22 protein-coding genes and 2 tRNA genes are annotated in these 25,533 nt (G+C 32.1%); 21 read left to right on the plus strand and 3 right to left on the minus strand.

From position 1 onward, the window contains the following. The first annotated feature begins 14 nt into the window (after positions 1 to 14). The 7 genes from KQI88_RS07965 (at position 15) to KQI88_RS07995 (ending at position 5,474) form a co-directional block, all read left to right on the plus strand. Positions 15 to 2,027: a DHH family phosphoesterase gene (locus KQI88_RS07965; protein WP_216416054.1), complete on the plus strand. Its 2,013-nt coding sequence runs from the start codon at positions 15 to 17 to the stop codon at positions 2,025 to 2,027. Continuing rightward, entirely contained in the window at positions 2,024 to 2,470 is a 447-nt protein-coding gene (rplI, locus tag KQI88_RS07970) for a 50S ribosomal protein L9 (protein ID WP_216416056.1), read from the plus strand. Before KQI88_RS07965 ends, rplI begins: the two co-directional genes overlap by 4 nt. Before the next feature lie 218 nt (positions 2,471 to 2,688). After that, positions 2,689 to 4,014 carry a replicative DNA helicase gene (gene dnaB / locus KQI88_RS07975; RefSeq protein WP_212382075.1) on the plus strand — a complete coding sequence of 442 codons (1,326 nt, stop codon included), beginning with the start codon at positions 2,689 to 2,691 and terminating at the stop codon, positions 4,012 to 4,014. An 11-nt stretch (positions 4,015 to 4,025) separates the two neighbouring features. Then, positions 4,026 to 4,631, plus strand: coding sequence for a GNAT family N-acetyltransferase (locus KQI88_RS07980; protein WP_216416058.1), 606 nt, complete (start codon positions 4,026 to 4,028; stop codon positions 4,629 to 4,631). 309 nt (positions 4,632 to 4,940) lie between these two features. Next, entirely contained in the window at positions 4,941 to 5,144 is a 204-nt protein-coding gene (locus KQI88_RS07985) for a DUF1858 domain-containing protein (protein WP_216416060.1), read from the plus strand. 125 nt (positions 5,145 to 5,269) lie between these two features. Then, positions 5,270 to 5,345 (plus strand) — tRNA-Lys (locus KQI88_RS07990). 54 nt (positions 5,346 to 5,399) lie between these two features. Then, positions 5,400 to 5,474 (plus strand) — tRNA-Glu (locus KQI88_RS07995). Between the two features lie 34 nt (positions 5,475 to 5,508). Here the strand turns inward: KQI88_RS07995 and KQI88_RS08000 are convergent. Further along, the gene (locus KQI88_RS08000) at positions 5,509 to 6,486 is read right to left on the minus strand and encodes an ATP-binding protein (RefSeq protein WP_216416062.1); all 978 of its coding nucleotides are present in this window, start codon (positions 6,484 to 6,486) and stop codon (positions 5,509 to 5,511) included. Between the two features lie 13 nt (positions 6,487 to 6,499). Further along, complete coding sequence (locus KQI88_RS08005; RefSeq protein WP_216416064.1) at positions 6,500 to 7,591, minus strand: DnaD domain protein; 1,092 nt, start codon at positions 7,589 to 7,591, stop codon at positions 6,500 to 6,502. 231 nt (positions 7,592 to 7,822) lie between these two features. Between KQI88_RS08005 and KQI88_RS08010 the strand changes: the two genes are divergently transcribed. Both KQI88_RS08010 and KQI88_RS08015 read left to right on the plus strand, forming a co-directional pair. Then, a complete protein-coding gene (locus KQI88_RS08010; protein ID WP_246579200.1) occupies positions 7,823 to 9,328 on the plus strand; it encodes a M1 family metallopeptidase in 1,506 nt (501 codons plus the stop codon). 322 nt (positions 9,329 to 9,650) lie between these two features. Further along, on the plus strand, positions 9,651 to 11,147 hold the full coding sequence (locus KQI88_RS08015) for a M23 family metallopeptidase (protein WP_216416068.1): 1,497 nt from the start codon (positions 9,651 to 9,653) through the stop codon (positions 11,145 to 11,147). Between the two features lie 148 nt (positions 11,148 to 11,295). Here the strand turns inward: KQI88_RS08015 and KQI88_RS08020 are convergent, their stop codons facing one another. Then, positions 11,296 to 12,594: a S8 family peptidase gene (locus KQI88_RS08020; RefSeq protein WP_216416070.1), complete on the minus strand. Its 1,299-nt coding sequence runs from the start codon at positions 12,592 to 12,594 to the stop codon at positions 11,296 to 11,298. A 247-nt stretch (positions 12,595 to 12,841) separates the two neighbouring features. Here KQI88_RS08020 and KQI88_RS08025 point away from each other — a divergent pair, with 247 nt between their 5' ends. From KQI88_RS08025 to KQI88_RS08080, 12 genes are all read left to right on the plus strand, one after another. Continuing rightward, positions 12,842 to 13,657, plus strand: a complete 816-nt coding sequence (locus tag KQI88_RS08025) for a peptidase MA family metallohydrolase (RefSeq protein WP_246579201.1) — start codon at positions 12,842 to 12,844, stop codon at positions 13,655 to 13,657. Positions 13,658 to 13,754: 97 nt separating this feature from the next. Next, positions 13,755 to 14,444 (plus strand): response regulator, encoded by a 690-nt coding sequence (locus KQI88_RS08030; RefSeq protein WP_216416073.1) that lies wholly within the window; start codon positions 13,755 to 13,757, stop codon positions 14,442 to 14,444. Continuing rightward, positions 14,444 to 16,288, plus strand: coding sequence for a sensor histidine kinase (locus KQI88_RS08035; RefSeq protein WP_246579202.1), 1,845 nt, complete (start codon positions 14,444 to 14,446; stop codon positions 16,286 to 16,288). Before KQI88_RS08030 ends, KQI88_RS08035 begins: the two co-directional genes overlap by 1 nt. A 69-nt stretch (positions 16,289 to 16,357) precedes the next feature. Then, positions 16,358 to 16,873: a hypothetical protein gene (locus tag KQI88_RS08040; RefSeq protein ID WP_216416075.1), complete on the plus strand. Its 516-nt coding sequence runs from the start codon at positions 16,358 to 16,360 to the stop codon at positions 16,871 to 16,873. Between the two features lie 17 nt (positions 16,874 to 16,890). Further along, entirely contained in the window at positions 16,891 to 18,351 is a 1,461-nt protein-coding gene (yycH, locus tag KQI88_RS08045) for a two-component system activity regulator YycH (RefSeq protein WP_216416077.1), read from the plus strand. A gap of 16 nt (positions 18,352 to 18,367) precedes the next feature. Next, positions 18,368 to 19,267: a two-component system regulatory protein YycI gene (yycI, locus tag KQI88_RS08050; protein ID WP_216416080.1), complete on the plus strand. Its 900-nt coding sequence runs from the start codon at positions 18,368 to 18,370 to the stop codon at positions 19,265 to 19,267. A 338-nt stretch (positions 19,268 to 19,605) separates the two neighbouring features. Then, positions 19,606 to 20,865 carry a UDP-N-acetylglucosamine 1-carboxyvinyltransferase gene (locus KQI88_RS08055; protein ID WP_216416082.1) on the plus strand — a complete coding sequence of 420 codons (1,260 nt, stop codon included), beginning with the start codon at positions 19,606 to 19,608 and terminating at the stop codon, positions 20,863 to 20,865. A 59-nt stretch (positions 20,866 to 20,924) separates the two neighbouring features. Then, the gene (locus tag KQI88_RS08060; RefSeq protein ID WP_216416084.1) at positions 20,925 to 21,719 is read left to right on the plus strand and encodes an MBL fold metallo-hydrolase; all 795 of its coding nucleotides are present in this window, start codon (positions 20,925 to 20,927) and stop codon (positions 21,717 to 21,719) included. 134 nt (positions 21,720 to 21,853) lie between these two features. After that, positions 21,854 to 23,137, plus strand: coding sequence for a serine protease HtrA (gene htrA, locus KQI88_RS08065; RefSeq protein ID WP_246579203.1), 1,284 nt, complete (start codon positions 21,854 to 21,856; stop codon positions 23,135 to 23,137). A gap of 197 nt (positions 23,138 to 23,334) precedes the next feature. Further along, positions 23,335 to 23,502: a CxxH/CxxC protein gene (locus KQI88_RS08070; protein ID WP_212380985.1), complete on the plus strand. Its 168-nt coding sequence runs from the start codon at positions 23,335 to 23,337 to the stop codon at positions 23,500 to 23,502. 62 nt (positions 23,503 to 23,564) lie between these two features. Next, positions 23,565 to 24,044, plus strand: a complete 480-nt coding sequence (gene rlmH, locus KQI88_RS08075) for a 23S rRNA (pseudouridine(1915)-N(3))-methyltransferase RlmH (RefSeq protein WP_216416088.1) — start codon at positions 23,565 to 23,567, stop codon at positions 24,042 to 24,044. A 178-nt stretch (positions 24,045 to 24,222) separates the two neighbouring features. Continuing rightward, positions 24,223 to 25,485 (plus strand): glycosyltransferase, encoded by a 1,263-nt coding sequence (locus KQI88_RS08080; RefSeq protein ID WP_216416090.1) that lies wholly within the window; start codon positions 24,223 to 24,225, stop codon positions 25,483 to 25,485. The last annotated feature ends 48 nt before the right edge of the window (positions 25,486 to 25,533 follow it).

Here is a 25,533-nt window from a genome sequence, read left to right on the forward strand (position 1 = left end):
TAGGAGGCAAAACTATGAAAGGTATAAAAAATAGCAAATTCATCAAGATGCTAGTTCCTGATACACGGATTTATCTTATTATACTTTTTGTATTCATATTAATAGTATCCTATTATAATAGGGCAATTGGTGTAGTTGGTATATTTTTATTAGCATACTTAATTTACTATAATTTAAAAATTAGCAACATCAGGCGTGAGGAATGGACTCGTTATATTGAAGGGCTGTCTTCTGACATTGATTCTGCAACAAAGTATGCAGTTTTAAATCTTCCTATTCCTTTAACAATAGTAGAATTTGATGGAACCATTACTTGGTATAACCCTAAATTTTTAGATGTAGTAAATAGTAAGGATTTGTTAGAGAAGGATATTCAGGATGTTATTCCTAATTTTGATCTTAGAAACATATTGCAAAATGAAAATGAATTATCAAAGATAATTGAAATTAATAATAGGTACTTTAAGGTTGTATATAATATTGTTAAATTGCCGAGAGGACATACTTCTAATTATATTATTATGCTATATTGGATAGAAGTTACAAGGTATGAGGAATTAAGCAAAAAATATAATGAGGAGCAAATGGTTGTAGGTCTTATACAGGTTGATAATTACGATGATGTTATGCAGAGCACAGAGGAGACAAAACGTCCACTAGTGTCAGCTGAAATAGAGCATAGATTAAACTTATGGGCAGGAAAAATTAATGGATTTATACGTAAATATGCTAAGGACAAGTTTATAGTTGTTTTTCATCATAAGTATTTAGAAAAACTGGAGTCCAAAAAATTTGATATAATAGATGAAATAAGGGAAATAAATCAAGGAAATAATATGCCGATTACTCTAAGTATTGGAGTAGGAACCTATGGCGAAACCCCTCTGCAAAGTTGTGATTTTGCTAATGGAGCTAAAGACTTAGCTCTTGGTAGAGGTGGAGACCAAGTAGCTGTAAAGAAGAGAGATAAGATTAGCTTCTATGGAGGCAAGGCAAAGGCAGTGGAGAAAAGAACTAAGGTAAAGGCAAGAGTAATCTCCCATGCTCTACGTGAGTTAATAGAACAATCTACAAATGTTATTGTTATGGGACATAAAATATCAGACTTAGATGCTGTTGGCGCCGCACTTGGTATATATCGTGCAGCCAAAAATAGAGGCAAAGATGCCTATGTTGTTCTAAATGGATCTAATCCATCAATTGAAGGATTATTTAATAGAATATATGATATAGAAGAATACAAAAAGGCAATTATACATTGTGATGAGGCAAAGCTTAGAATTGAGCGTACATCATTATTAGTAGTAGTAGATACTCATAGACCAAATTTTACAGAGTGCCCAGATTTATTAAAGTTAACAGATAAGATAGTTGTAATAGATCATCATAGAAGAGGAACGGAGTTTATTGAAAATACTGTTTTAACCTACCACGAAACTTATGCTTCTTCTACTTGTGAGCTAGTAACGGAAATACTCAGTTACATGGATGAGAAAATTAATATACCACAAATCGAAGCAGAAGCCTTATTAGCAGGTATTGCGATAGACACTAAGAACTTCACATTTAAAACTGGGGTAAGAACCTTTGAAGCCGCATCTTTACTAAGACGGGCAGGTGCAGATACAACTTCAGTGAAACAGTTATTCGAGGATGATTTTAACACTATTATTGCTAGGGCAGAGGTTATAAAAAAATCAGAAATAATTTATGAAACTATAGCTATTTCAAGCTTAGATGAAGTTTCTAAAGCTTCACAGCTTATTGCGGCTCAGGCAGCAGATGAGTTGTTATGTGCAAGAGGGATTACGGCATCCTTTGTTTTAGGAAGAAAAGATGATACAATGATTTTTATAAGTGGACGATCCATGGGAGATATTAACGTCCAAGTGATTTTAGAAAAACTTGGTGGTGGCGGCCATATGACAGTAGCAGGAGCCCAGATAGAAGATAGTACCATGGAGGAAGTGAGAGAAAGATTAGAAAAAGCAATAGAAGAATACTTTGAGGAAGGTGAAGATGAATGAAAGTAATTTTATTACAAGATGTAAAGGGATTAGGCAAAAAGGGTGAAGTAGTAAATGCCAGTGATGGATATGCAAGAAATTTTTTATTTCCTAAAAAAGCGGCTGTAGAAGCAACTGGTGGTAATATGAAAACTCTTAACGAACAAAAAACTTCTCAAGAAATGAAGAAACAACAAGAGGTAGATGATGCTAAAGATCTTGCAAAAAAATTAGAAAAGTCATCTATAGAAATAACAGCAAAGGCTGGAGAGGGCGGAAGATTATTCGGATCTGTAACCTCTAAGGACTTAGCGGAAATGTTAGAAAAACAATATAAAATTAAGATAGATAAGAGAAAAATTGTTTTACCAGAGCCAATTAGAGAGCTAGGAGTAAGATACGTGGAAGTAAAGCTTCATACTGGTGTTGTTGGAAAGTTAAAGGTAAGTATAAAAGAAGCATAAAAGACGTCGGATGCTATGGCATCCAATGCTTTTACTAACCTCTAGCTTCTTCAGAGGAGATTACAATTAGAAAGTATATTTTGTTATATAATAAAGGGTTGGTAATGACACCAACCCTTTATTATATTATAATTAGTGTAATAATATTTAAACCTATATAAAAATCTTAAACAAACAGGTAGTAGGTAGGAGGTATATCTGTGGAAGATTTAAAATTAATGAATAAGATACCACCTAATAGTATAGAAGCCGAACAGTCAGTCTTAGGGTCTATGTTATTAGATAGGGAAGCAATTATAGTTGTTTTAGAATTTTTAAGAGGCTCGGATTTTTACAAAGAGGCCCATAAAGAAATATTTGAAGCTATGTATGACTTGTTCAATAGGAATGAGCCAGTAGATTTAGTTACCTTAACTGAAGAGCTCAAAAAAAGGGAAATTTTAGATGCCATAGGTGGAATTCCGTATTTAACTAGCTTAGCTTCTGGTGTCCCTATTACTTCCAATGTACGATATTATGCAGAAATAGTAGAGAGAAAGTCTCTACTCCGTAAGCTAATTAAATCCTCCCAAGAAATAATTCAATTAGGCTATAGTAGTGATGTAGAAGTATTAGAAGTAATTGAGCAGGCGCAAAAAAGCATATACGACATTTCGCAAGATAGATCTAATGAAGGGTTTACTCCCATTAGAGATGTTTTATCAGATACATTTGATAGAATAGAAGAACTTTATGAAAATAAAAAAGGTATTACTGGCTTGTCTACAGGTTTTATGGATTTAGACAAAAAATTAAGTGGATTTCATAAAACGGACTTAATTCTAGTTGCAGCTAGACCTGCTATGGGTAAGTCTGCTTTTTCGTTAAACCTAGCTCAAAATGCAGCTATTAAAGCAGGTGCTTCTGTAGCTGTATTTAGCTTGGAGATGTCTAAGGAACAACTGATGCTCAGAATGTTAGCAGCCGAATCCATGGTAGATTTAGGAAAGATTCAAGTTGGAAATCTAAATGAAGAGGAATGGGCGAAAATTGCAGGAGCTATGGCTCCCTTATCACAATCTAAAATCTTTTTTGATGATACTCCAGGTATTTCGGTAATGGAGATGAGATCAAAATGTAGACGATTAAAAATGGAGAAAGGATTAGACCTTGTTTTAATCGACTACTTGCAGCTAATGGAGGGTGAAGGAAGAAGTGAAAGTAGGCAGCAGGAAATAGCATCTATATCAAGAAACTTAAAAATAATGGCTAAAGAATTAGACTGTCCTGTAATCGCCTTATCTCAATTATCTCGTGCGCCTGAGCTTAGAGCTGACCATAGACCTATTTTATCAGACCTTAGAGAGTCAGGGGCCATAGAGCAGGACGCAGACTTAGTTATGTTTTTATATCGTGATGAATATTATCATCCTGATAGTGATAAAAAGAATATCGGTGAAGTAATTATTGCAAAGCACCGTCATGGGGAAACAGGAACCGTGGATCTAATTTGGTTGGGACAATTCCAAAAGTTTTTAGACTATGAAAAATATAGAGATGCATAGCGGGGGATAGCATGGTAGTTGCAAGGGGGCAGAAAACCTATATTAAAAAGCTTGAAAGAAAGCATGTAGACATTATGCAAGAGTGGGGAAGACATAAAGATCCATTATTTTATTGTTATAATTTTCCTTATATGAGTAAAAAAGAAAGTGATTATTGGTATAAAAGGAAAGCATTATCTTTTGCAAAGAGGTGCTTTGTAGTATTTAACTATTCCGACCAGTTGGTTGGATATATTTCCTTAAGGGATATTAAGTGGTTTAGAAAAACTAGTGAGCTTGGAATAGTATTTGACCCAGATGAAATTGCTCAAGGATATGGCACAGATGGATTAAAGGCCTTTTTAACTTACTACTTTGAAGGATTAAAAATGAAGATATTATATTTAAAAGTATCTGTTTTTAATAAAAGAGCCCAAAGGTGCTATGAAAAATGTGGTTTTAAGTCAAAGGGTATTGTTATGGAGGAATTTGAAGATCAAAGTTTACCTATTTTTAAAGATGACTATTTTATTCCATATAGGCATTTTTTTAAGCAAGAATCTACAAAAATAAAATGTCAATTTATTAATATGGTAATTACAAAGGATATGTACTATAAGATTCAGCAAAATAGTTAATGCTATATAATAAGTGAACCTGAGGATAACTATTAGAATTTAATATTTTATTTAGGAAAAACCCAGACTTATCCACAATATCCACCGAACACTTGTGCATAAGCTTTGGATTTTGTGGATAGTATTAAAAAATTATCATAAAAATGTGGATCATATATAATAAAGAACTTTACATTAAACCATACTATAATTATTAAGTTAAATTAATAATGAGAAATAAATATAATGTAGTATGCGACATTGATTAAACAAGATAAAAGTGGTAATATTATAGAAATCAGAAATATTTATAAAAAAGGAGGAAGTCGAATGTTTAAAGTTACAGAAGATATGACAATTATGGAAGTTTTACAAATGGATCGCGAAGTTGCACCTATTTTTATGAGCTTTGGTCTTCACTGCCTTGGCTGCCCAGGTGCTACAATGGAGAGCATTGGTGATGCAGGTAGAGTTCATGGTATTAATGTTCAGGATTTAATCGCTGAATTAAATAAATTTTTTGAGTCAAAATAGTTAATAAAAAACCTAGGCTAACTACCTAGGTTTTTTAGTTTTATAGAAACATAGAAATTTTTTGTAGAAATATGTTGACACAACATAAAATTTTAGGTAATATATATAACTGTGAGCAAGAACTTGACCCATTAGCTCAGTCGGTAGAGCACCTGACTTTTAATCAGGGTGTCCCGCGTTCGAGTCGCGGATGGGTCACCATTTATAATCTTATAACGGTGATTCTTGGTTAAGGATACTGGGAATTGCTGTCTAGGCCCCTTGGTCAAGCGGTTAAGACACCGCCCTTTCACGGCGGTAACAGGGGTTCGATTCCCCTAGGGGTCACCAAATTAAAAAATAGCCTTTACTCTATGAGTAGAGGCTATTTTGTTTCCCATCTTAAATCTTTACCAAAGAAATGAAGTACAGTAAATTTTGAGAAGAGGCGAGAAAAAATACGATCATCGTAACGATCCATCATTTCTTTAGGAGATAAATTTGTGGAAACAATTGTTTTCTTATTGGATAAAAGACGACTATTAATAATATTGAAAATCTCACTATTTGTAAAAGTATTAGTCATTTCTGTACCTAAATCATCTATTATTAATAAATCTGCTTCAAATAAAAGATTGTATTTTTCTTTATCATCATTATTTTTAAAACGTAGCTCTTCTAATATTTCTAATAACTTGAATGAAGTTTGATAGATAACAATATTTCCTCTATCCAGTAATGCCTTTGCTATACAATTAGTTAAGAAGGTTTTTCCAAGACCTGTTTCTCCATAAAATAATAAATTCTCTTCATTATTTTCATTAAAGTTAAATACAAAGCCTTCGCAGATATTAAGTATATCCATCATGTTTTCCTTTGGGCTTAAGGATTGACCCTCAGAAGGCTTATCAGAAAATAAATCTAGGTTAAAGTGTTGGAAGTTCTCCTTTTTCAAAACATTGGATAAGTTTGACATATTATAAGCCTTAATAATAAGCTGTTGTCTAAAACATTTACATTTTTGTCCACTATTAACAAAACCTGTATCTTTACACTCTTCACAAGAATAATTTTCATCTAAATATTGTAGAGGAATATTATTCTCGGTTAATAAGATTGCACGTTCTTGTTTTAATTGCTCTAACTTTTGTTTAAAGTCTTCTATGGTTTTTTCAGGATCCTCTGTACCTCTTATTAATGCTTTAGAAATGGATATACCTGTTTTTTGAAGTTCTTCATCAATCTTTTTTATTGTTGGAACTTTTTCATAGACTTCTTGTAATCTCTTTTCTTTAAATGCTTTAGCCCTATTTCTTTTTTCCTCATAATCTCTCAGTATTTCATGTACGAATGAGTGCATCATAAAAGAATACCTCCTATCGATTTAATCTTTGCTTCTGATTGTTTAATATAAGTTGCTCTAGCTCATCGGCAGTGTATTTATCACCACGACTTTTTGCAAGGTGAAATTTAGTTTTTATTTTAGGTGTACTTTGAGTTGGTTTATATGAAAAAGTCTTTTTTTCTTTATAATCTAGATTTTCTATATCTGCTACTTGTTTAACTCCTTTTTTGTGCCAGTCTCTTAATATTCCGTTAATATAGTTAATATTAGGATTAGGGGTTTTGCTAGAGTTTTGACATGCAGCTAAAATCAAATCAAGATCAAATTTGAATTCATCTATCCAGCTATCCATAACCTTCATTTCAGCTTCAGATGCTTCCCTAGAGCCAAAACCTAAAGATTTAAATACTCTGCTATATAGGCCATATCTTTCACCTTGCTTAATAAGATATTCCTGTAACTGTTCCACAGTAAAAACACCTTTGTCATACCAAGTTCTAATAACACCAGCTGAATAGCTCAAAATATGTCTTACCTTTCTTTGCTTTTTAGAATAACGAAAGGCTTCAACTATTAGAGGTGGATCTATATTGTATTGATAAAGTAATTCTATTACCTTTAATTTTTCGTTAGGAGCAAGTTCTCTAGCAATAATTTTGTTTATTTCTACAAACATATCTCTAATTTCTGGCACCTTATTAGCTTCCACTAGATCCGTAGGGGAACAAGTATATGTATCAGATTTTTTTTCTGTAATATTATTGTTTACTTGCGTATTGTAGTTAGCTTTATAATTATTATCAATATAAAGCTGTTTTAAATTAATAAATTCAACAGTATAGTTATTTTCATCTTCACCATCCGCTTTATGTTTCTTTACAATTTGTTTACTTTCCCAAAAATCCCAGGCAGATAGCACATCAGATAGAGGAATATTAAGATGTCTTGCAATAGACATATTATTTACCTCCATATTAGGATCACGGTCAAGAGAATATTTATATCCAAGCAAATACACTTGTACAAAGGTTCCATTTGTCATTGGCATATAGACATCTATAAAAATATTTTCAATAGGCGTGTCCCCTAAATCAATAGAAGTACTCCCTTTAATAAAACTCATAGCCATCACTCCATTTTATTATAACGTATAGGAAAGTATATCCTTTCCGCAAAATGTATTTCAACAAAGGCTTACTAAAAATTTTAATAAAAGCCTTTATTATACCTTTTATATAATTATATCATAGAACAACGCATACTGTTTCTAGCGTTTAAATAGAATTTGTGGAATAAAAGAAAAAGTTTGTAATAAAATCTAATAGTACGTTAAATTGTTAAGGAGGTGTATAAAATGAGGCTCGGCAGAAGAGTCCGTACCTTAAGTATTATATTAGTAGTATTTGTCTTTTCTGTATCTATTCACTATATATGGGATATGGGCAAAGTTCAAAGGGTTTTTAATACCTTTACAAAGCCACAGCAAGCACCACAATATACAATTAATGCGGTATTTGATGAAAATGATATGATAGTAAGGGGAGAGCAACGTATATATTATGAAAATACCAGCAATCAAGTAATGAAAGATCTGTACTTCCACTTATATCCTAACGCCTTCAAAAATAACAACAGTGCCCCCTTCGAGGCTAGTGACATGGTAAGAGCTTATCCTAATGGTTTCGATAAAGGTTGGATTGAGCTTATGAGTGTGATGGAAGGTGGTAAGGAAATAAACTATAAGATTATAGGTGACGGAAGTACAAATTTAAGAGTTACACCTAAAATACCAGTAAAACCAGGAACCTCTATCGAGTTAACCATGGATTTTGAGGTAAAGCTTCCTAATTCTATAGGACGAATGGGTTACGGTGAAAATACAGTGAACATAGCAAATTGGTATCCAATTTTATCTGTATTTGATAAGAATGGATGGAATTTAGATCCCTATTATTCTATAGGAGATCCGTTTTATAGTGATATAGCGGAATATAATGTAACAATGATTATTCCAGACAAATATGAATTAGCTACTACCGGTAATATTTTGAAAGTATCCTCTAATGATAAGAAAAAAACTTATAAAATTAATGCTAATAATGTAAGAGATTTTACTATGATTTTAAGCGAAAAGTTTACTATAGATAGAGGTAATGTAGACGGTACAGAAGTAATTTCTTATACAATAGGTGGATTGAAGAACGAGCAGGCATTAAAATATGGAATGGAAGCTTTAGAAATATTTAATAGGGTTTTTGGAAAATATCCATATAAGCAGTTATCTATAGTTGCTAGTGACTTTTTTATAGGAGGAATGGAGTATCCAAATCTAGTTATGATTAGTCAATCTCTTTACGAAATGAAGGAGGACCTTGCTTTAGAATATGTAATCGCCCACGAAGTAGCCCATCAGTGGTGGTATGGAATTATAGGAAATAACGAAGTGGCAGAACCATGGCTAGATGAGGCTTTGACAGAACATGCTACATTAATGTACTTTGAAGAAAAATACGGTGCCCATATTGAAGAAGAAATATATGAAAAAATGGTAAAAGCTCAATATAAAGATTTTGTTAGGCATGGATATAATAAAGATGATAAAGGTATTTTAAGAAGCCTAAAAGAATTTGATAGTTCTATAGAATATAGTAGTATTGTTTACAGTAAGGGGGCTATGTTTATAAAAGAACTTCGACAAGAAATGGGAGATGAGGCTTTCTTAAAGGCTTTAAGAGAATACTTTGATACATATAAATTTAAAAATGCCACAACAAAAGATTTTTATGATATTATGCAAAAAAATACAAACAAGGATTTGAAAAACGAGTTTTCCAAGTGGCTAAATAAAAATATGGAATAATCTTCTATACCTAGGGCAAACTAAAAATCATCTTGTACCATCGTATTAATTCATATAGCCTTGAATTTGCAAGGTAAAAACTTCAAGTACTCAAAATATTATTGACCTTTTACTGATTTTAAAGCTTTAGATAATTAGAAAATTTATATTTTATGTAAAAAATATAAGTTTGGGTATTGAAAAAATATATTTTATGTTATAATAAAAAAGTAATTGTTACAAAAGAGTTACGGAGATTTTAAGAGAATCCTAAGAAAATCCTAAGAAAATTAAATCAAGAGATGTCTACAATGAATTAGATACTCTGAGAGGAGATTTACAGATGGAAACTAAGATAAGTGAGAAAGTTAATAAATTTTCAAAAAAAATTACAACTGAGATAAAATCATTCTACAATAAATGTAAAAATATAGATACTAAGTTACTTTATAATAAAGTTAAAAGCGTTGAAGTTAAATCACTCTATAATAAATTTAAATGTAATAAGAAACTTACATATAAAACAGCTGGTGTAGCAGCCATATCTATATCTTTAGTATCTGGTATATATTTACAAGCACACAGCTCAATTACAGCATATAATGTAGAGGTAGATGATAATATACTAGCTATAGTTAGAACTGAAGATGAATTTTTAGAAGCTCTTAAACAGGTTAAAGAAGAGGCTGTATCCATATATGGTCAGGATGTAGTAATGAATGAGGAACCATCATTTGTTGAGACAAAGGTAAAAAGAGACGAGATAACAGAAGTAGATGAAATGATTAAAAATATTAAGGAACAAATTGATATTAAATTAAAAGCTACAGCTATAAAGGTTGAGGGAGAAGAAGTAGTAATCGTTAAAGATCAAAAAACAGCTTTAAATATATTAGACAGCATTAAAGCTCCTTTCTTAGAAAAGGAAGAAAGCGAGTATGACGAGATTAATTTTGCAGAAAAAGTAGAGATTGTTGAAGTAGGTGCAGAATTTAGTGAGATTATAGAGGAAGAAGAGGCATTACAAAAAATAGCAATTGGTACAGATGAAGAAAAAATACATGAAGTAGAGTCAGGAGAAAATCCTTGGACTATTGCACGAAAATATGATTTAAAGATGGATGATATTATAAAAGCTAATCCAGGTATGAATCCTGAGAGGATACAAATAGGTCAGAAAATTAGTCTAATAGTGCCTAAGCCTTTGGTTTCTGTTAGAACTAAGGAATATATAGAGTTGGTGGAAGAAATACCTTTTGACACTGAATACGAGGAAACAGCTTCTTTATATAAAGGCGATAAGAAAATAACAGTTCAAGGTGCAGAAGGAAAACGTGAAATAAAAGGATATATAGTTAAAGAAAATGGTGCAGAAGTTAATATGGAAGTTGTAGACGAAAAAATTATTTCAGAGCCAAAAACTAGGGTTATAGCTCAAGGGATTAAGGAAAGACCAGCTACAATGGCAACAGGAGCATTTTCTAATCCAACAAGGGGACGTTTAACTTCACCATTTGGTATGAGGTGGGGAAGAAGACATACAGGAATAGATATAGCATCTTCCAGGGGTACTACAGTTTCTGCAGCGGATGCAGGAAAAGTATCCTTCGCAGGAAAAAATGGTAGCTACGGTAATCTAGTTATTATTGATCATGAAAACGGGTATCAAACTTATTATGCACATAATAATAAGCTTATTGTAAAAAAGGGAGATCGTGTTTATAAAGGGCAGAAGATTGCCGAAATGGGAAATACAGGAAGAAGCACAGGGGTTCATCTTCATTTTGAAGTTAGAAAAAATGGTACTCCTATTAATCCGCAAGGATTTGTTAGTTATTAAAAGTCGTCTGATGCTTATAGCATCAGACGACTTTTAATCTTTCAAATATATCAAATTCACTAGTATTACTAGCTAATTAAGAAACTAAAGTTTAGTAATGTTTTGAGCAGTGCCTACACTACTTAGGAATCACAACAGCACATGATTTTTAGAGAACTAGTAAAATAATAACTATTAAAATTATTAAAAATATATTATTAGAAAAAAATGAGCTTCCTATACTACCACTATTAGAACTATTAGGTTTATTTTGGGGTTGCTTTGGTTTAATATTAGGTTCCATTTTATTAATTATGGCACGAATATCTAATAAACCTGCTCCTTGTTCATCTGGTTTAAGACCTAGGTTACGGGCATTAGATGTAATAATATTTTTTACCTGAGAAGGTGTAATTTCAGAGTTGCTTTCATATAATAAAGCTGCACAGCCTGCTACAATTGGGGTTGCCATTGATGTTCCAGATAAGCTACGGTATTCCATTGGCTTATTTGCTAGGGAGTTAATTCCAACTCCTGGTGCTAAAATATCTGGCTTTTTTAAACCGTCTGGTGTAGGGCCACGGCTAGAAAATTCAGCAATACTAATATCTTTAGATGTTTTTGATTTACGATCATCACAAGCACCAACTGTAATTACTTTAGGACTTATAGCAGGAGATGTTATAGTAGATGAATTAGGTCCGCTATTTCCAGCAGCAGCTACTACTGTAATGCCAGAATTTACGGCAGCATCAACAGCTTGACAAAGAGGATCATCTACATAGTTACCCTTAGGCTTTGTTCCAAGAGATAAGGTCATAACCTTAATATTATATTTACTTTTATTATCAATAGTCCACTGAATACCTGCAATTACATCTGAGATGCTACCCCCACCATCACTACCTAAAACCTTTACTCCTACAATATTAGCATCGGGAGCAATACCCATGTATTTTCCCCTAGAAGAAAACCCATTACCAGCAACAATCCCTGCAACATGGGTACCATGACCATCATCATCATAAGGTTCGCTTTTTTTACCTACAAAGTCTTTAAAAACAATAATTCTATTATTGGGAGTTGTTAAATCACCGTGAGGAAATACTCCTGTATCTAAAACAGCAACTGAAACATTTTTTCCAGTTAACCCATATTCGTTAGCAAAATCAGATCCTACTGTAACTGGAGCAATATCCATTAGCTTATAGGCATAATCATCTAAGAAAATTTTTTCGGTTACCCTTTCCATTGCCATGCTTCTAATACCCGTAGAAGGCATATAGGCAGCTACAGAGTTAATGATAGGTAACTTATATTTAATCTTTCCTCCCATCTGAGATACAAATTTCTCTAGATCATCACAGTTACAATCCTTTCCAGAAATAATAATTGGAATTCCCTCTTCATTTGCGGTTAGCAGTCGTTCTACGACTAAATCTTCTACAATACCTCTATATCCAAACACAATATATCCCCCTTCTTCTATTCTGTTATATTTATAAATTATGCAGAAATATGAAAGAGGTGCTAAAAAGAGTTGAAATAACTATATTAATTAATTCAATCAATAAGGTATTTAAATAATGAGGAAGTAATACATAGAATTAATGGTATATATTCCTAGGCCATCATTGATGGTGGTTTATTAGGCTATATGCTATAATATGAGAATAACACCCTTTACATATGCTTTTTAGAAAGGGGTGGTAATGATGATACTAGAAAGAAAAAATAAAGCATATAATTTTAAAACTGTATTTATTTTTTTACTTCTATTTATGTGGTTGATCTCAAGTTATACTATAAATACATTTGGAATTATAGGCACAGTAAGACCTTTAATTAGAAGTATAGAAAATAGAATTGTACTGTATAAAACTCGTAACTTCAACGAATTAGAAACAGATACCTATATTTTCAGATATGAAAATATAGATAAAAAAACTCTAGATTTGATTATCAATACGGCCGAAGATAAATACAAGCAAATTGCTGGTATTTTTCCATACAAATTAGAAGATAAGGTATTGATAGTAGTATATAATAATACAGATTTAATGATGAATACTACCATGCTTAGCAAGGGAGATCCACCTATGGGCGTTTATTATGGAGATAGTATTCATATTACAAATCCTGAGCTTTGGGTAGATAAAATAGAGGAATTAGACTATAAATTTTATAACGAAGGCCCAATGCTACATGAGCTAGTACATCTTTTTACTGATCATGTTGGCAGAGGGAATTTCCCTATGTGGTTTACTGAAGGAGTAAGTTTATACTTTGAGTATATGATTGATGGCTACGAGTGGGGAGAAGAAGTTATTTTTTCAGAAAAAGATTACACAATAGAGGAACTAAGTGGTCAGTTTAAGAGTCTAAATCAGTATGAGGCTTATACCAAGTCCTTTAGGTTAGTAAAAGCTTTGGTACAAAACCATGGATTAGATCAATTGATGGACATTATTACTTCTTTAGGTAATGGACATAGTTTAAATGAATTTATATATTTATTTGAGGAGATTTAATTATTAAATTTCCTCAAAGATTTTTCTAACAAGAAGGAAAAATACAATTAAAATAGAATGGTTAAATTAATCAATTAATTAATGAGGTGACTGCATCGTGGCAAAAAATATTTTGATCGTTGAAGATGAAAAACCTATTTCGGAAATAGTTAAATTTAATCTTGAAAAGGAAGGTTATAAAGTTTTAGTAGCTTATGATGGTGAAGAAGGCTTACATAAGGCGATTACTCTTAATCCAGATTTAATTTTGTTAGATGTAATGCTCCCTAAATTAGATGGTTTTCAAGTGTGCAGAAAAATTAGGGAAACTTCTACAGTTCCAATTTTAATGCTAACAGCCAAAGAAGAAGAAGTTGATAAAGTATTAGGATTAGAAATGGGAGCCGATGATTACATTACAAAACCCTTTGGTATGAGAGAACTACTAGCAAGAGTGAAAGCTAATCTTAGAAGAAATGACAATGCTGTAGGTACTAGATTAGAGGGTGTTTTCTCTACAGGTGGTATAACTATAGATTTTACAAGATACGAAGTAAGAAAAAATGATAGTGTTATAGAACTTACTTCTAGGGAATTCGAGTTATTAAAATTTTTAGCGGTTCAGGCAGAGCAAGTATTCACTAGGGAGCAACTTTTAAAGCAGGTATGGGGATATGAATACTATGGCGATATACGTACTGTAGATGTAACAGTAAGAAGGCTGAGAGAAAAAGTAGAGGATAATTCTGCAAGCCCTGAATATATTATGACAAAAAGAGGGGTAGGTTACTACTTCAGGAGGGCTTAATGATGTTTAAAAGTATTAGATGGAAGTTCATCACCATCTATTTTCTTCTAGTGTTTATGGCAATGGTTATTATAGGAGTATTTCTGATGCAGCAGTTTGAACAGTATCACTTAGGAGTCGTTAGTAATAATCTGTCAAGCTTGGCGAATACAGTAACTACTACTTTAAAAACTATTGATTGGCAAAATAACCCAGCTGAAGTTGAAAAAAACATTAGAAGCTATGAGCAGATGGGAACAGGAATTGGAATTACAATAATTAAAAATGACGCAAATTGTACTATTGTTTTTAGCACTAATGCATCCTATATGGAGAATAATGGTGATGCAAATGCTACCCGCTTTTTAGACTCGGAGCTGATTTTATCTGCCTTTAATGGAGAGATAGGTGAAAGGGATAGTATAGACCAAGAAGACAAGCTTAATAGCTCTAAGCATATGGTTTTTCCTATTCATGATAATAATAATCGTATTGGGGGAGCTATTTACTTAAAAAGCAATTTAGAGGATATTTATAAAACATTAGAAGAATCAAGATCAATTATATTAAAAGCTACATTTTTGGCCCTTTTTGTAACCATTATACTAGGCTTTTTTATAGCTAAGAGTATTACAGGGCCTATTAATGATGTAACAATTAAGGCGGAGAGAATGGCAAAAGGTGATTTTGAACAAGTGGTTGAAGTAAGGTCAGATGACGAAATAGGGCAGCTGGCCAGTATGTTTAACTATCTTACTGCAAGATTAAACGCTGTTTTGCAGGAAATGAGTAATGAAAAGAAAAAGATGGATACTATAATAACTTACATGGCTGATGGACTTGTTGCTGCCACAAGGGAAGGCAAAGTTATCCATGTAAACCCTAAGGCAATGGAAATGTTAAAAATAGATGATCATACTCCTATAGAAAAAGACTTTAATGAAATATTCGCATCATACAGTGGACAATTAAAGATAGAGGAGCTATTAAGTGACTCAGAAGATTCAACCGGTAATAGAATGATTAATACAGATAATGGGGTTATACTGCAAGCTAATTATGCTCCATTTATGGATCAAAACGGTGCACTGGAGGGTATAATTTTAGTTCTTCAAGATATAACGAATCATCAAAAACTAGAGAACATGAGAAAAGAATTTGTGGCTAATGTTTCTCACGAATTAAAAACTCCTTTAACTACTATAAAAAGTTATACTGAAACCCTGTTAGATGGTGTTATAGATAACAAAGAACTTGCTGTAAGCTTTTTACAGGTTGTAGATAGTGAGTCAGAAAGAATGACTAGATTAGTAAGAGATCTGCTGCAACTATCTAATCTAGACTTTCACCAGTCTAAATGGAATAAAAAGGTAGTTGATTTAAAACAAATTGTTGAAAAAACTATATTAAAATTAGAGGTTTCTGCGAAAAATAAGAATCAACAAATACATTCTAAATTAACAGAAAAAGCAGTTAATATATATGCTGATGAAGATCGTATAGAACAGGTGGTTTTAAATCTTTTAAGCAATAGTATTAAATATACTCCTGAAGGTGGAGCAGTTTATATTGATGTTGAATTAAATGAACATATTGTTTTGTTAAAAATTAAAGATAATGGTATTGGAATACCAAAGGAAGATATTCCAAGAATTTTTGAACGATTTTATAGGGTAGATAAGGCAAGATCTAGGGAGCTCGGAGGCACAGGTCTTGGGCTATCAATTGCACAGCAGATTATTGAAGCACATGAAGGCACTATTGAAATATTTAGTGAGGAAGGTAAAGGAACAGAGGCAGTTATTAAATTACCTATTATAGAGACAGAGGCAAAAATGTGTAATTCAATTTTAATTTCATTGTAATATGATTGTAATATAAATTATATATAATGGAAAATGAATTCATTTATCTGTTTTACAGGAGGAATTAATATGATAAGAAAAATAGTTGCCGGTACAATTGTATTTGTTATATTAGGAACATCAAATATACTATCCTACGCAGCTCCAACCACAGCTCCCATCAATACATCTAAAGATACTAAAAATACAAATAAAAAAGTAGAGGAAGTTAAACAATCATTTGAAGTAGTGATTCCAGAGAAAGACTCTGTTACTAGTGATAAAAATCTAGTTTTATCATTTAAAGCTCCCCAAGGTACTAAAGTATCTATAGAAGTTTATCACAATGTTAGTAAAGATGATGAAACTGAAGACTACGAATTATCTTATGATCCAATTGAAGTAACTGTTGGTTCAATTCAAATGGGATGGGCTGAAATAGAATTGCAGTCTGGATTAAATAAAATTGAGTTTAAAGCAAAATATAAAAATGGATCAGAAGATAGTACTGTTAGAATTATAAACGTAATGGAAGTAGAAGAAGTAAAACAGTTACTGGAAGAGATTGTTAATAAATCTACTCTAGGCATAGGGAAAAAACCATAGATCTTGGAGTGATTAATATGGATAGGGAAAGATTAAAAACCCTGATTCTATCAATTTTAGTAGTCATGAGTATTTTATTAACACAACAACTATGGTTTCCTTCTCCAATTAAAATATTAAAACCTGAAGCTAGGAGCAGAAAACTTCATAGCCTGACTGTGGCTGAAAATCGTAAAGATATAATTTCGCCGAGTTCGATTATTGTGAGTTTTGGAGCAGGTGATAGAAGAAAAAATCATTATACGGTTTTATCTTCTAGTTTAGATTTTGTATGGGATGAAAGTAAAAATATACTTAAAGATTATTTTTTAGGAGATCCAGAAATAACTTCAGTTACATATGAAAAATATATTCAGAATAATATTTTAAAATCCGTAGAATTGGAGTTTAGTGATAACATACCAACCATTTTAGTCTCTTCTATTTTTGATTCTTTAGAAAATAAAGTTGTTAGAAATATAAAAGAGATAAAAAAAATATTGATTCCAGCTTTTAATCGTGGAGTTATATACATTGTAGAGAACAACGATAGCATATTTGAAGTAAAGCTTTTAGAACATGCTGAAAACTCTACATTGGTTAGTTTTATAGATGAGTTAGAAACGGTTGAATATATTAAGTATCATCCTATTTTTTCTCTTTTTAATGAACTTGAATCAAATTATACTCCTATGCCTATTAATAACGCTGTAGCTACAACACAAACCTTTGTTGAGAGTGAAATTGATATTGAGAATGATGCAATGTTAATAGAAAGATCAAAAAATTTTTTCAATGAAAATTTTGATTTTGTAAAAACTATTAAGGAAACTAGCGGTGCTGTAGTTTATATCTATGGATATGGAGAAAAAAGGGTTCGTATTAATGAAAAAGGAGCACTAGAGTATAACGGAGAGATTGGAAATATATCAAGTTCTAATGTAATAGAGTCATTAGATGCGGCTATAGATTTTATTTCTAAAAACGGAGGATTCCCTGAAGGCACTTATTTAAAAGACATTCAAAATATTTTAAAGGACCAAAATCAAAATAATGGGTATCGATTTTCATTTGGTTATCGCATAGGAGGTTTTCCTGTAGAGTTTAATAGTAATAAGATGGAGCATCCTATCGAAATAGAAGTTTATGGTAATAAGGTAAAGTCATATCGTATTTTAGTACGTAAGGTTATGGATATGCAAGGTATTAGTCCAGAACAATCTATTTTATATTTCCCAGATATAATTGAAAAAAATCTTGAGCACTTAAAACTAAAGTACTTTAATAAAGAGCAGCAATTGCCAGAACAAATAGATGATGAAGACAAAATTTTAGAATTATTAAAGGGTATAGAAGAAGTAAGAATGGTATACTTTGATACTGTAGAAGAAGGCAAAGGGCAACTCTTAAAACCTAGCTGGAGGATTAAAATTAAAGGAGATATTTATTATTTTGATAGCTATACAGGTGATTTAATAAATAGTGTTATGCTAAATTAATGGATGGTGAAATCCTATGGATTGGTCTAAGGCAAAAAACATACTAATTGTTGCGTTTATAGCTACAAATATTTTTTTAATTTATAATGTACAAAGTAGACTATTTAGACAAGAAGAAATGCAGCTTATTAACGATAAGTATATAAGTAATGTAGAGCAACATTTAAATGACAATAATATAGAACTAGATGCTCATATTCCTAGAGAAATCATCTCGTTACCCATATTAGTAGTAAGGTATAAAACCTTCGATTCGGACAATACAGCGAAAAGTTTTTTAGGTAAAGATTACGAGAAGCAAATTCCTACTTTAGAAGATAAAATTTTGAAAAGAGAAATCTTTAAAAGTGCAGACAAAGAATTAATTGTAGAGAGTAGTAAAAGATTAACATATAAGAATATGAGTCCCGAAAAAAATAATTATTCTTTAAATGAAAAAACTGTTAAAAAAATTAGTAACGATTTTTTAAAACAATATAATTTAATGGGAGAAGATATTGAATTAGCTCAAATTTATTATGGAACAGAAGACGAGTTTGAAGATGAATTTGTATACAAGCTAGTTTATAATCAAACATATAAAAACAAATTTTTAGGTGAGAGTTACATTCATGTATATGTAAGTAATAGGGGAGTAATAGGTTTTGAGGCAATGCTATTAGAATATGAAAAGACACAACAACATAAGAAACAAATTATTCCTGCAACAGAAGCACTTATGAGAGCAACGAGTACAATTTTAAAGGAAAATGAAGAACCAATAATTGTAAAAGATATTGAAATAGGATATTATTTCAGTCCAACATATTATATGGAATCAGATTGGAAAGAAATTGAGTCGGGAACTGCCTTTCCTTCATGGAAAATTACAATACAAAATGGAAAAACTTATTTTATAGAGGCCTATAAAAATTAATATTATTTCGTATAACTTAAAAGGGATTCTTGTAAAAATGAAGAAAAAGTTTAATAGACTTTTTCTTTTTTTATTTATACACGGGAATTAAAGATAGAATATCTTTTTATTTCCAGTAGTATAGCACTTATCAAAGAAGTAAATAAATGCTATAATAAATTCAAACTGTTGAATTTTGGTATAATATTCAAATCTAAAAAAACTTTAATTGAATAGGCAATTAACTTATGTATTGTAATTAACTAGGATTATTATAAAGAATATCGATAAATTAGCATAAACATAGGATACAAACTATAATGAAGGATGGTGAATAACTGACTTCTGTCAGTAAATATATGGAGAAACTAATAATTGAAGGCGGACAACAACTACGAGGAACGGTTAAAATAAGTGGATTTAAAAATGCGGCTGTAGCTATTATACCAGCTACAGTATTAGCAGGAGATACTTGTGTTATCGATAATTTACCACAAATTAGTGATGTTAAGATATTAGCAGACATGCTTTCGAGTTTAGGTGCTACCGTAAAGGAATTAAGACCAAACACTTTAGAGATAAACACAACTGCAATGAAGGATTGTTATGCAGATTATGAATTAGCCAAAGAGTTAAGGGCTTCCTATTATTTATTAGGTGCAGCTCTTGGTAGATTTAAAAAGGCTAAGGTAGCATATCCTGGAGGCTGTTCTATTGGTAGTAGACCAATAGACCAACATATTAAGGGGTTTGAAGCTTTAGGTGCAAAGGTAACTATAGAACATGGTATAATATCTGTAGAGGCTGAAAAACTGGTAGGTGCAGAAATTTATCTTGATGTGGTTAGTGTTGGTGCTACCATCAACATAATGTTAGCTGCTGTTATGGCAGAAGGTACAACTGTAATAGATAATGCTGCAAAAGAGCCACACATCGTTGATATGGCAAACTTTTTAAACTGTATGGGAGCAGATGTTAAAGGGGCAGGTACAGATGTAATTAAGATTAAAGGTGTGGAAAAATTAGGAGGGTGTATTCATACAGTCATTCCAGACCAGATAGAAGCTGGAACATATATGATAGCAGCTGCAGCTGCTGGTGGTAACGTATTAATAGATAATGTTATACCTAAACATTTAGAGGCTATTACTGCAAAGCTTAAGGAAATGGGTGTTAATGTTATTGAAAATGGAGAATCCCTTAGAATAATATCCTCAGGAAACTTAAAAAATGTTAGTATAAAAACCTTAGTATATCCAGGTTTCCCAACAGATTTGCAGCAACCAATGAGTAGTCTTTTAACTACAGCTAAGGGGACGGGAATTGTAACAGAGACAATATTTGAAGGACGATTTAAACACGTAGACGAGCTTAAAAGAATGGGAGCTAATATTAAAGTAGAAGGAAGAGTAGCTGTTATTCATGGAGTTAAAAATCTAACAGGTGCAAAAGTAGTAGCTTCAGATCTAAGAGCTGGGGCATCTTTAGTTGTAGCTGGTCTTATGGCAAAAGGTGAGACAGAAATAGAAAATGTACAATATATAGATAGAGGGTATGATCAATTAGAGCAAAAGCTAATAAGCTTAGGAGCAAAGGTTAGGAGAGAGCACCGGGAATAGTTGTTATCCTAAAGAATAATCGAGTACAGTAGTTAATTCATAAATTGGAGGCAATAAATATGACAGTGGGTTTTTGCTCCTTAGCTAGTGGTAGTAGTGGTAATTGTCACTTAATAAATGATGGAAAAAAATTCTTATTAATTGATGCAGGACTGAGCGGTAAGCAAATCGAAAATAAGTTAAAGGAAGTCGATGTGGATCCCCAAAATCTATCGGCAATTTTGGTGAGCCATGAACATAGTGATCATATATGTGGTGTAGGCATATTGTCAAGAAGATATAATATACCTATTTACGCTAATGATGGAACCTGGGCTGGTATGGAACGTAAAATAGGAAATATTAAGAAAGAAAACATTAAATGTTTTACATCGAATGAAAACTTTTCTATTGGAGATTTTAATATTAAACCCTATAGAATTTCTCACGATGCAAATGAACCAGTTGGATTTAGTATTGAAAAAGATAGTATTAAAATTAGTATTGCTACAGATTTAGGCTATATTAGTGAAGATATTATGGAAGAGATAGGTGGCTCTAACCTTGTTATATTAGAGTCAAATCATGATGAAGAAATGTTAAAGGCTGGGAGCTATCCATATAGTCTAAAAAGAAGAATACTTTCTAATAGTGGACATTTATCGAATGAAGCCGCAGGCAATGCTATAGTAGATTTAGTAAGTAGAAATGTAAGATCTATACTACTTGCCCATTTAAGTAGGGAAAATAACTTCCCGGAACTGGCAATTGCAACTGTAAAAAATATTTTAGATAGCAAAAAAATTATTATAGGAAAAGACATAGAATTAGATTTAGTACATCGAGATAGGGTAAGTAATATATATCAATTTTAAGGAAGTAAGATGTTGGTAATACTTTGAGTACTTGGGAATTTTTAACGAAAGTTAAAAATTTAACTGGGACAGGAGTAGATATAATAGTATTAGAATAATTTAAACAATACTATAATTCTTTGGAGGTGTGCGAATTGAATCACTTTGACGATGAAAATGAAATAAAAAACAATGGTGAGGGTTATGATCTAGAAGGTAACTATGGAAATGAAAATTTAGAAAAGAATTACTCAGATAGCAACTCCATCGATGTGGAGAAGATAGAAGAGACTGATAATAAATATGAGTTAAAAGATGAATTAGAACGTTTACAAATAAGTTTTAATAAAAAAGGAAGAAAAAGATTTATTAGTGGTACTTTAGCTGGGGTGATTTTAGGAAGCGCAGTTACCTTAGGAGCTACTTATGCTTTTTTACCTAACATGCTTAGCATGCGTGGTATTTCCTTAGATGGTGCACAGCAAGAAATTACTATTAATCCTACTCAAGATTTAACGGTTTATTCGGCTGTGGCTAAGAAAGTAATGCCTTCAGTAGTTGGTATTACAACTGTTGCCTTGGAAAGAGACTGGTTTTATGGTGTAAGAGAGGTTTCAGGTGTGGGTACTGGCGTTATTGTAGATAAAAGAGGATATATTTTAACAAACTCCCATGTAGTTGGAGATGGAAATGTTAAAGAAGTAATGGTGCTACTTCATGATGGAAGACAGATTAAAGCTGAAGTATTGTGGAATGAAAAGAGCCTAGATCTTGCTATTATAAAAGTAGAAGGAGAAAATCTAACTGTAGCAGAGCTTGGAGATAGTGATGAAACAGAGGTAGGTGAAATAGCTATTGCTATTGGTAACCCTTTAGGATTAACCTTTGAAAGAACATTAACACAAGGGGTTATTAGCGGACTTAACAGAACAATAACTGTAAATGCTGCAGGAGAAACTATTGAAAACCTTATGCAGACTGATGCTTCAATCAATCCAGGAAATAGTGGTGGACCTTTACTTAATGCAAGAGGACAAGTAATAGGAATTAATACAGCAAAAATTAGCACGGGAGAAGGATTAGGATTTGCTATTCCAATTAATATCGCGAAACCTATTGTAGATCAGTTCATAGAGAAAGGTGAATTTACAAGGGTTTATTTAGGTATACAGGGTGTCGATATAGATGTGTACGAAGGAGCTACAGGGCAGAAAGCACAGTCTGATGAGGGTGTTTATGTTGCACAGACTATAGAAAATTCTATTGCAACAAAGTATGGAATTAAGCCAAGCGATATTATTGTTAAAATAGGTAATGATAAGGTAAGCAGGATGAGTAACTTAGTTAGATCTCTTTATAAATATAGACCAGGAGATAAAACAACTGTAACTGTTATAAGGAACAACCAAGAAGTAAATATAGATGTAGTTTTTGAATAATAGACCTAGGCAAATTTGCCTAGGTTTTTTGAAAATTAAGAAATTATTTGAAATAATTAAATCTATACTATATAATGGAAATGAAAATACTAAAATTATCGTATAATCCTTCAATTTATGCATTAACTATTTACTTTAACAAATACTATATATACTAAAGTTGAAGGATAATAAACCATAGATGGAGTTGGTTATGAATGTATGTAGTATGTGGAGAACATTTAGAAGATGCTATAGAGGATTTTGTTGATATATACGAGCAGCCGCCAGATATTTATGAACTAGAAAAGGTATCCTTTTCAGATTGGATGGCACCAAAGAACTGCCATCTTTGTGATAAACTACCTAAATATTTAGTAGTATAGTCGAGGAAACCTCGACTTTTTTGCTTGTTACACGTGAAACAGTATAAAAAGGAAGTGAAGATTTGAATATTACAATAATAAGTGTAGGAAAACTAAAGGAAAAATATTTAAAACAGGGTATAGAAGAGTATACTAAAAGACTATCTAGATATACAAAGTTAAACCTAGTAGAAGTACCAGATGAAAAGGCGCCAGAAAACTTAAGTAATGCAGAGGAACAAATTGTAAAAAATAAAGAGGGAGAAGGAATTTTAAAACACATAAAAGAAGGAACTTATGTTATTGCTTTAGATCTTAAAGGGAAAATGCTTTCTTCTGAAGAATTAGCAGATAAGCTTCAGAACTTAGGTATAACTGGTAATAGTAACATAGCATTTATAATAGGCGGGTCACTAGGACTCTCAGATGAAGTACTTAAAAGAGCCGACTATAAACTATGCTTTTCTCCAATGACATTTCCACATCAGTTGATGAGATTAATATTATTAGAGCAGGTGTATAGGGGATTTAGGATAATGAAGGGTGAACCGTACCATAAGTAAGTTCCAAAGAAGCCAGTAAGTATTAGAAATCAGTACTTATTGGCTTTTTATATATACATATACTGTATAGAAGCGCTATCTTGACGGAAATATAGTTTAGTGATACTATAAGTTTACCGGCGACATTGTCGTCGTAATTGTGACTTTTGCAAAGAATTGTTAATTGGAGGCGTTTATTATGAAAGTTACGTTTCTTACATTAGGCAGCAGAGGTGACGTTCAACCATACGTAGCTCTGGCCAAAGAGTTGATTAAGAATGGCCATGAAGCATTAGTGTGTACAGGCGGAAGCTTTAGAAATTTCATAAAGCAAAATGAAGTTGAATTCTATGAGGCTTCTGCAGATTTGATGGCTATTCTAGAAAGCAAAGAAGGAAGAAAAGTATTTAATGGTGGAAACTACAACATTTTTAAAATTATGAAGTATGCTAAAGAAGTAATTACACCAGCATATAGGAAAAGCCTAAGTGATTTTCTGGAAGCATCAAAAGGATCAGATGTAATTGTTTATCACCCAAAGGCGCTTGGAGCTGCTGATATTGCAGAGTATTTGAGAATTCCTTGCATCAGCATGCCTCCAGTACCAATATTATATCCTATAACTGAGTTTCCTAACTTCGCTATATCATCAACCAGAAATCTAGGATATACCTTGAACAAGTTGACATATAAAGCTACAGCTCTTGCTGAATTTTCTTATATGAAGGATATAAATGAGTTTAGAAAAAACTCTTTAAAACTTCCTAAAAGAAAAGCGGGAGAGGTTACATTTCAAGTTCGCAGTAGAGATATTCCAATAATATACCCAATCAGTCCATATATGTTTAAAGAAGTAAAGAGTTGGAAAGATAGAGTTTTCGTCTCTGGTTTCTTCTTTATGGATATGGGTGAAGCCAAGCTGAATGAGAAACTGGAGGATTTTATCGCAAAAGACAAAAAACCTATTGTTGTATCTTTCAGCAGTATGCCACTTAAGAATCCTGAAATCTTTAAAGAAAAGCTTATAAAAGCCCTAAAAGAGACTGAAAATAGAGCAGTCGTGTTAACAGGAACAAGTGGGATGAACTTTGATAACGATGAAAGTATTTTTGCAGTGAAAAAGGCACCCCACAGGCTTATATTCAAGCAAGCGAAAGGCATCGTTCACCATGGGGGAGTAGGAACTATGTCTGAGGCGCTTCTTAGCGGGGCACCACAATTAATAATGCCATTTACTACAGATCAACCATTCTGGGCGCACATACTGTATTCAAAAGGGTATACTATGAAGCCTTTGAAAGAAAAGAATCTGGAAGTATCTGAACTAGTAAAAGCCCTTAAAAACATGGGCAACGCAAAATATATAGAAAAGGCAAAAGATATTCAAGGTGTAATAGAAAAAGAAAATGGACTGCAAAATGCTGTAAAATATATAGAAAAGGTGTATGAGTCTTATAAGTAGAAGTGTGGATAAAATGATATAATCATAGTAAGAATAGGAGATGATTAC

Source organism: Alkaliphilus flagellatus (genome assembly GCF_018919215.1).
Lineage (GTDB): Bacteria > Bacillota > Clostridia > Peptostreptococcales > Natronincolaceae > Alkaliphilus_B > Alkaliphilus_B flagellatus.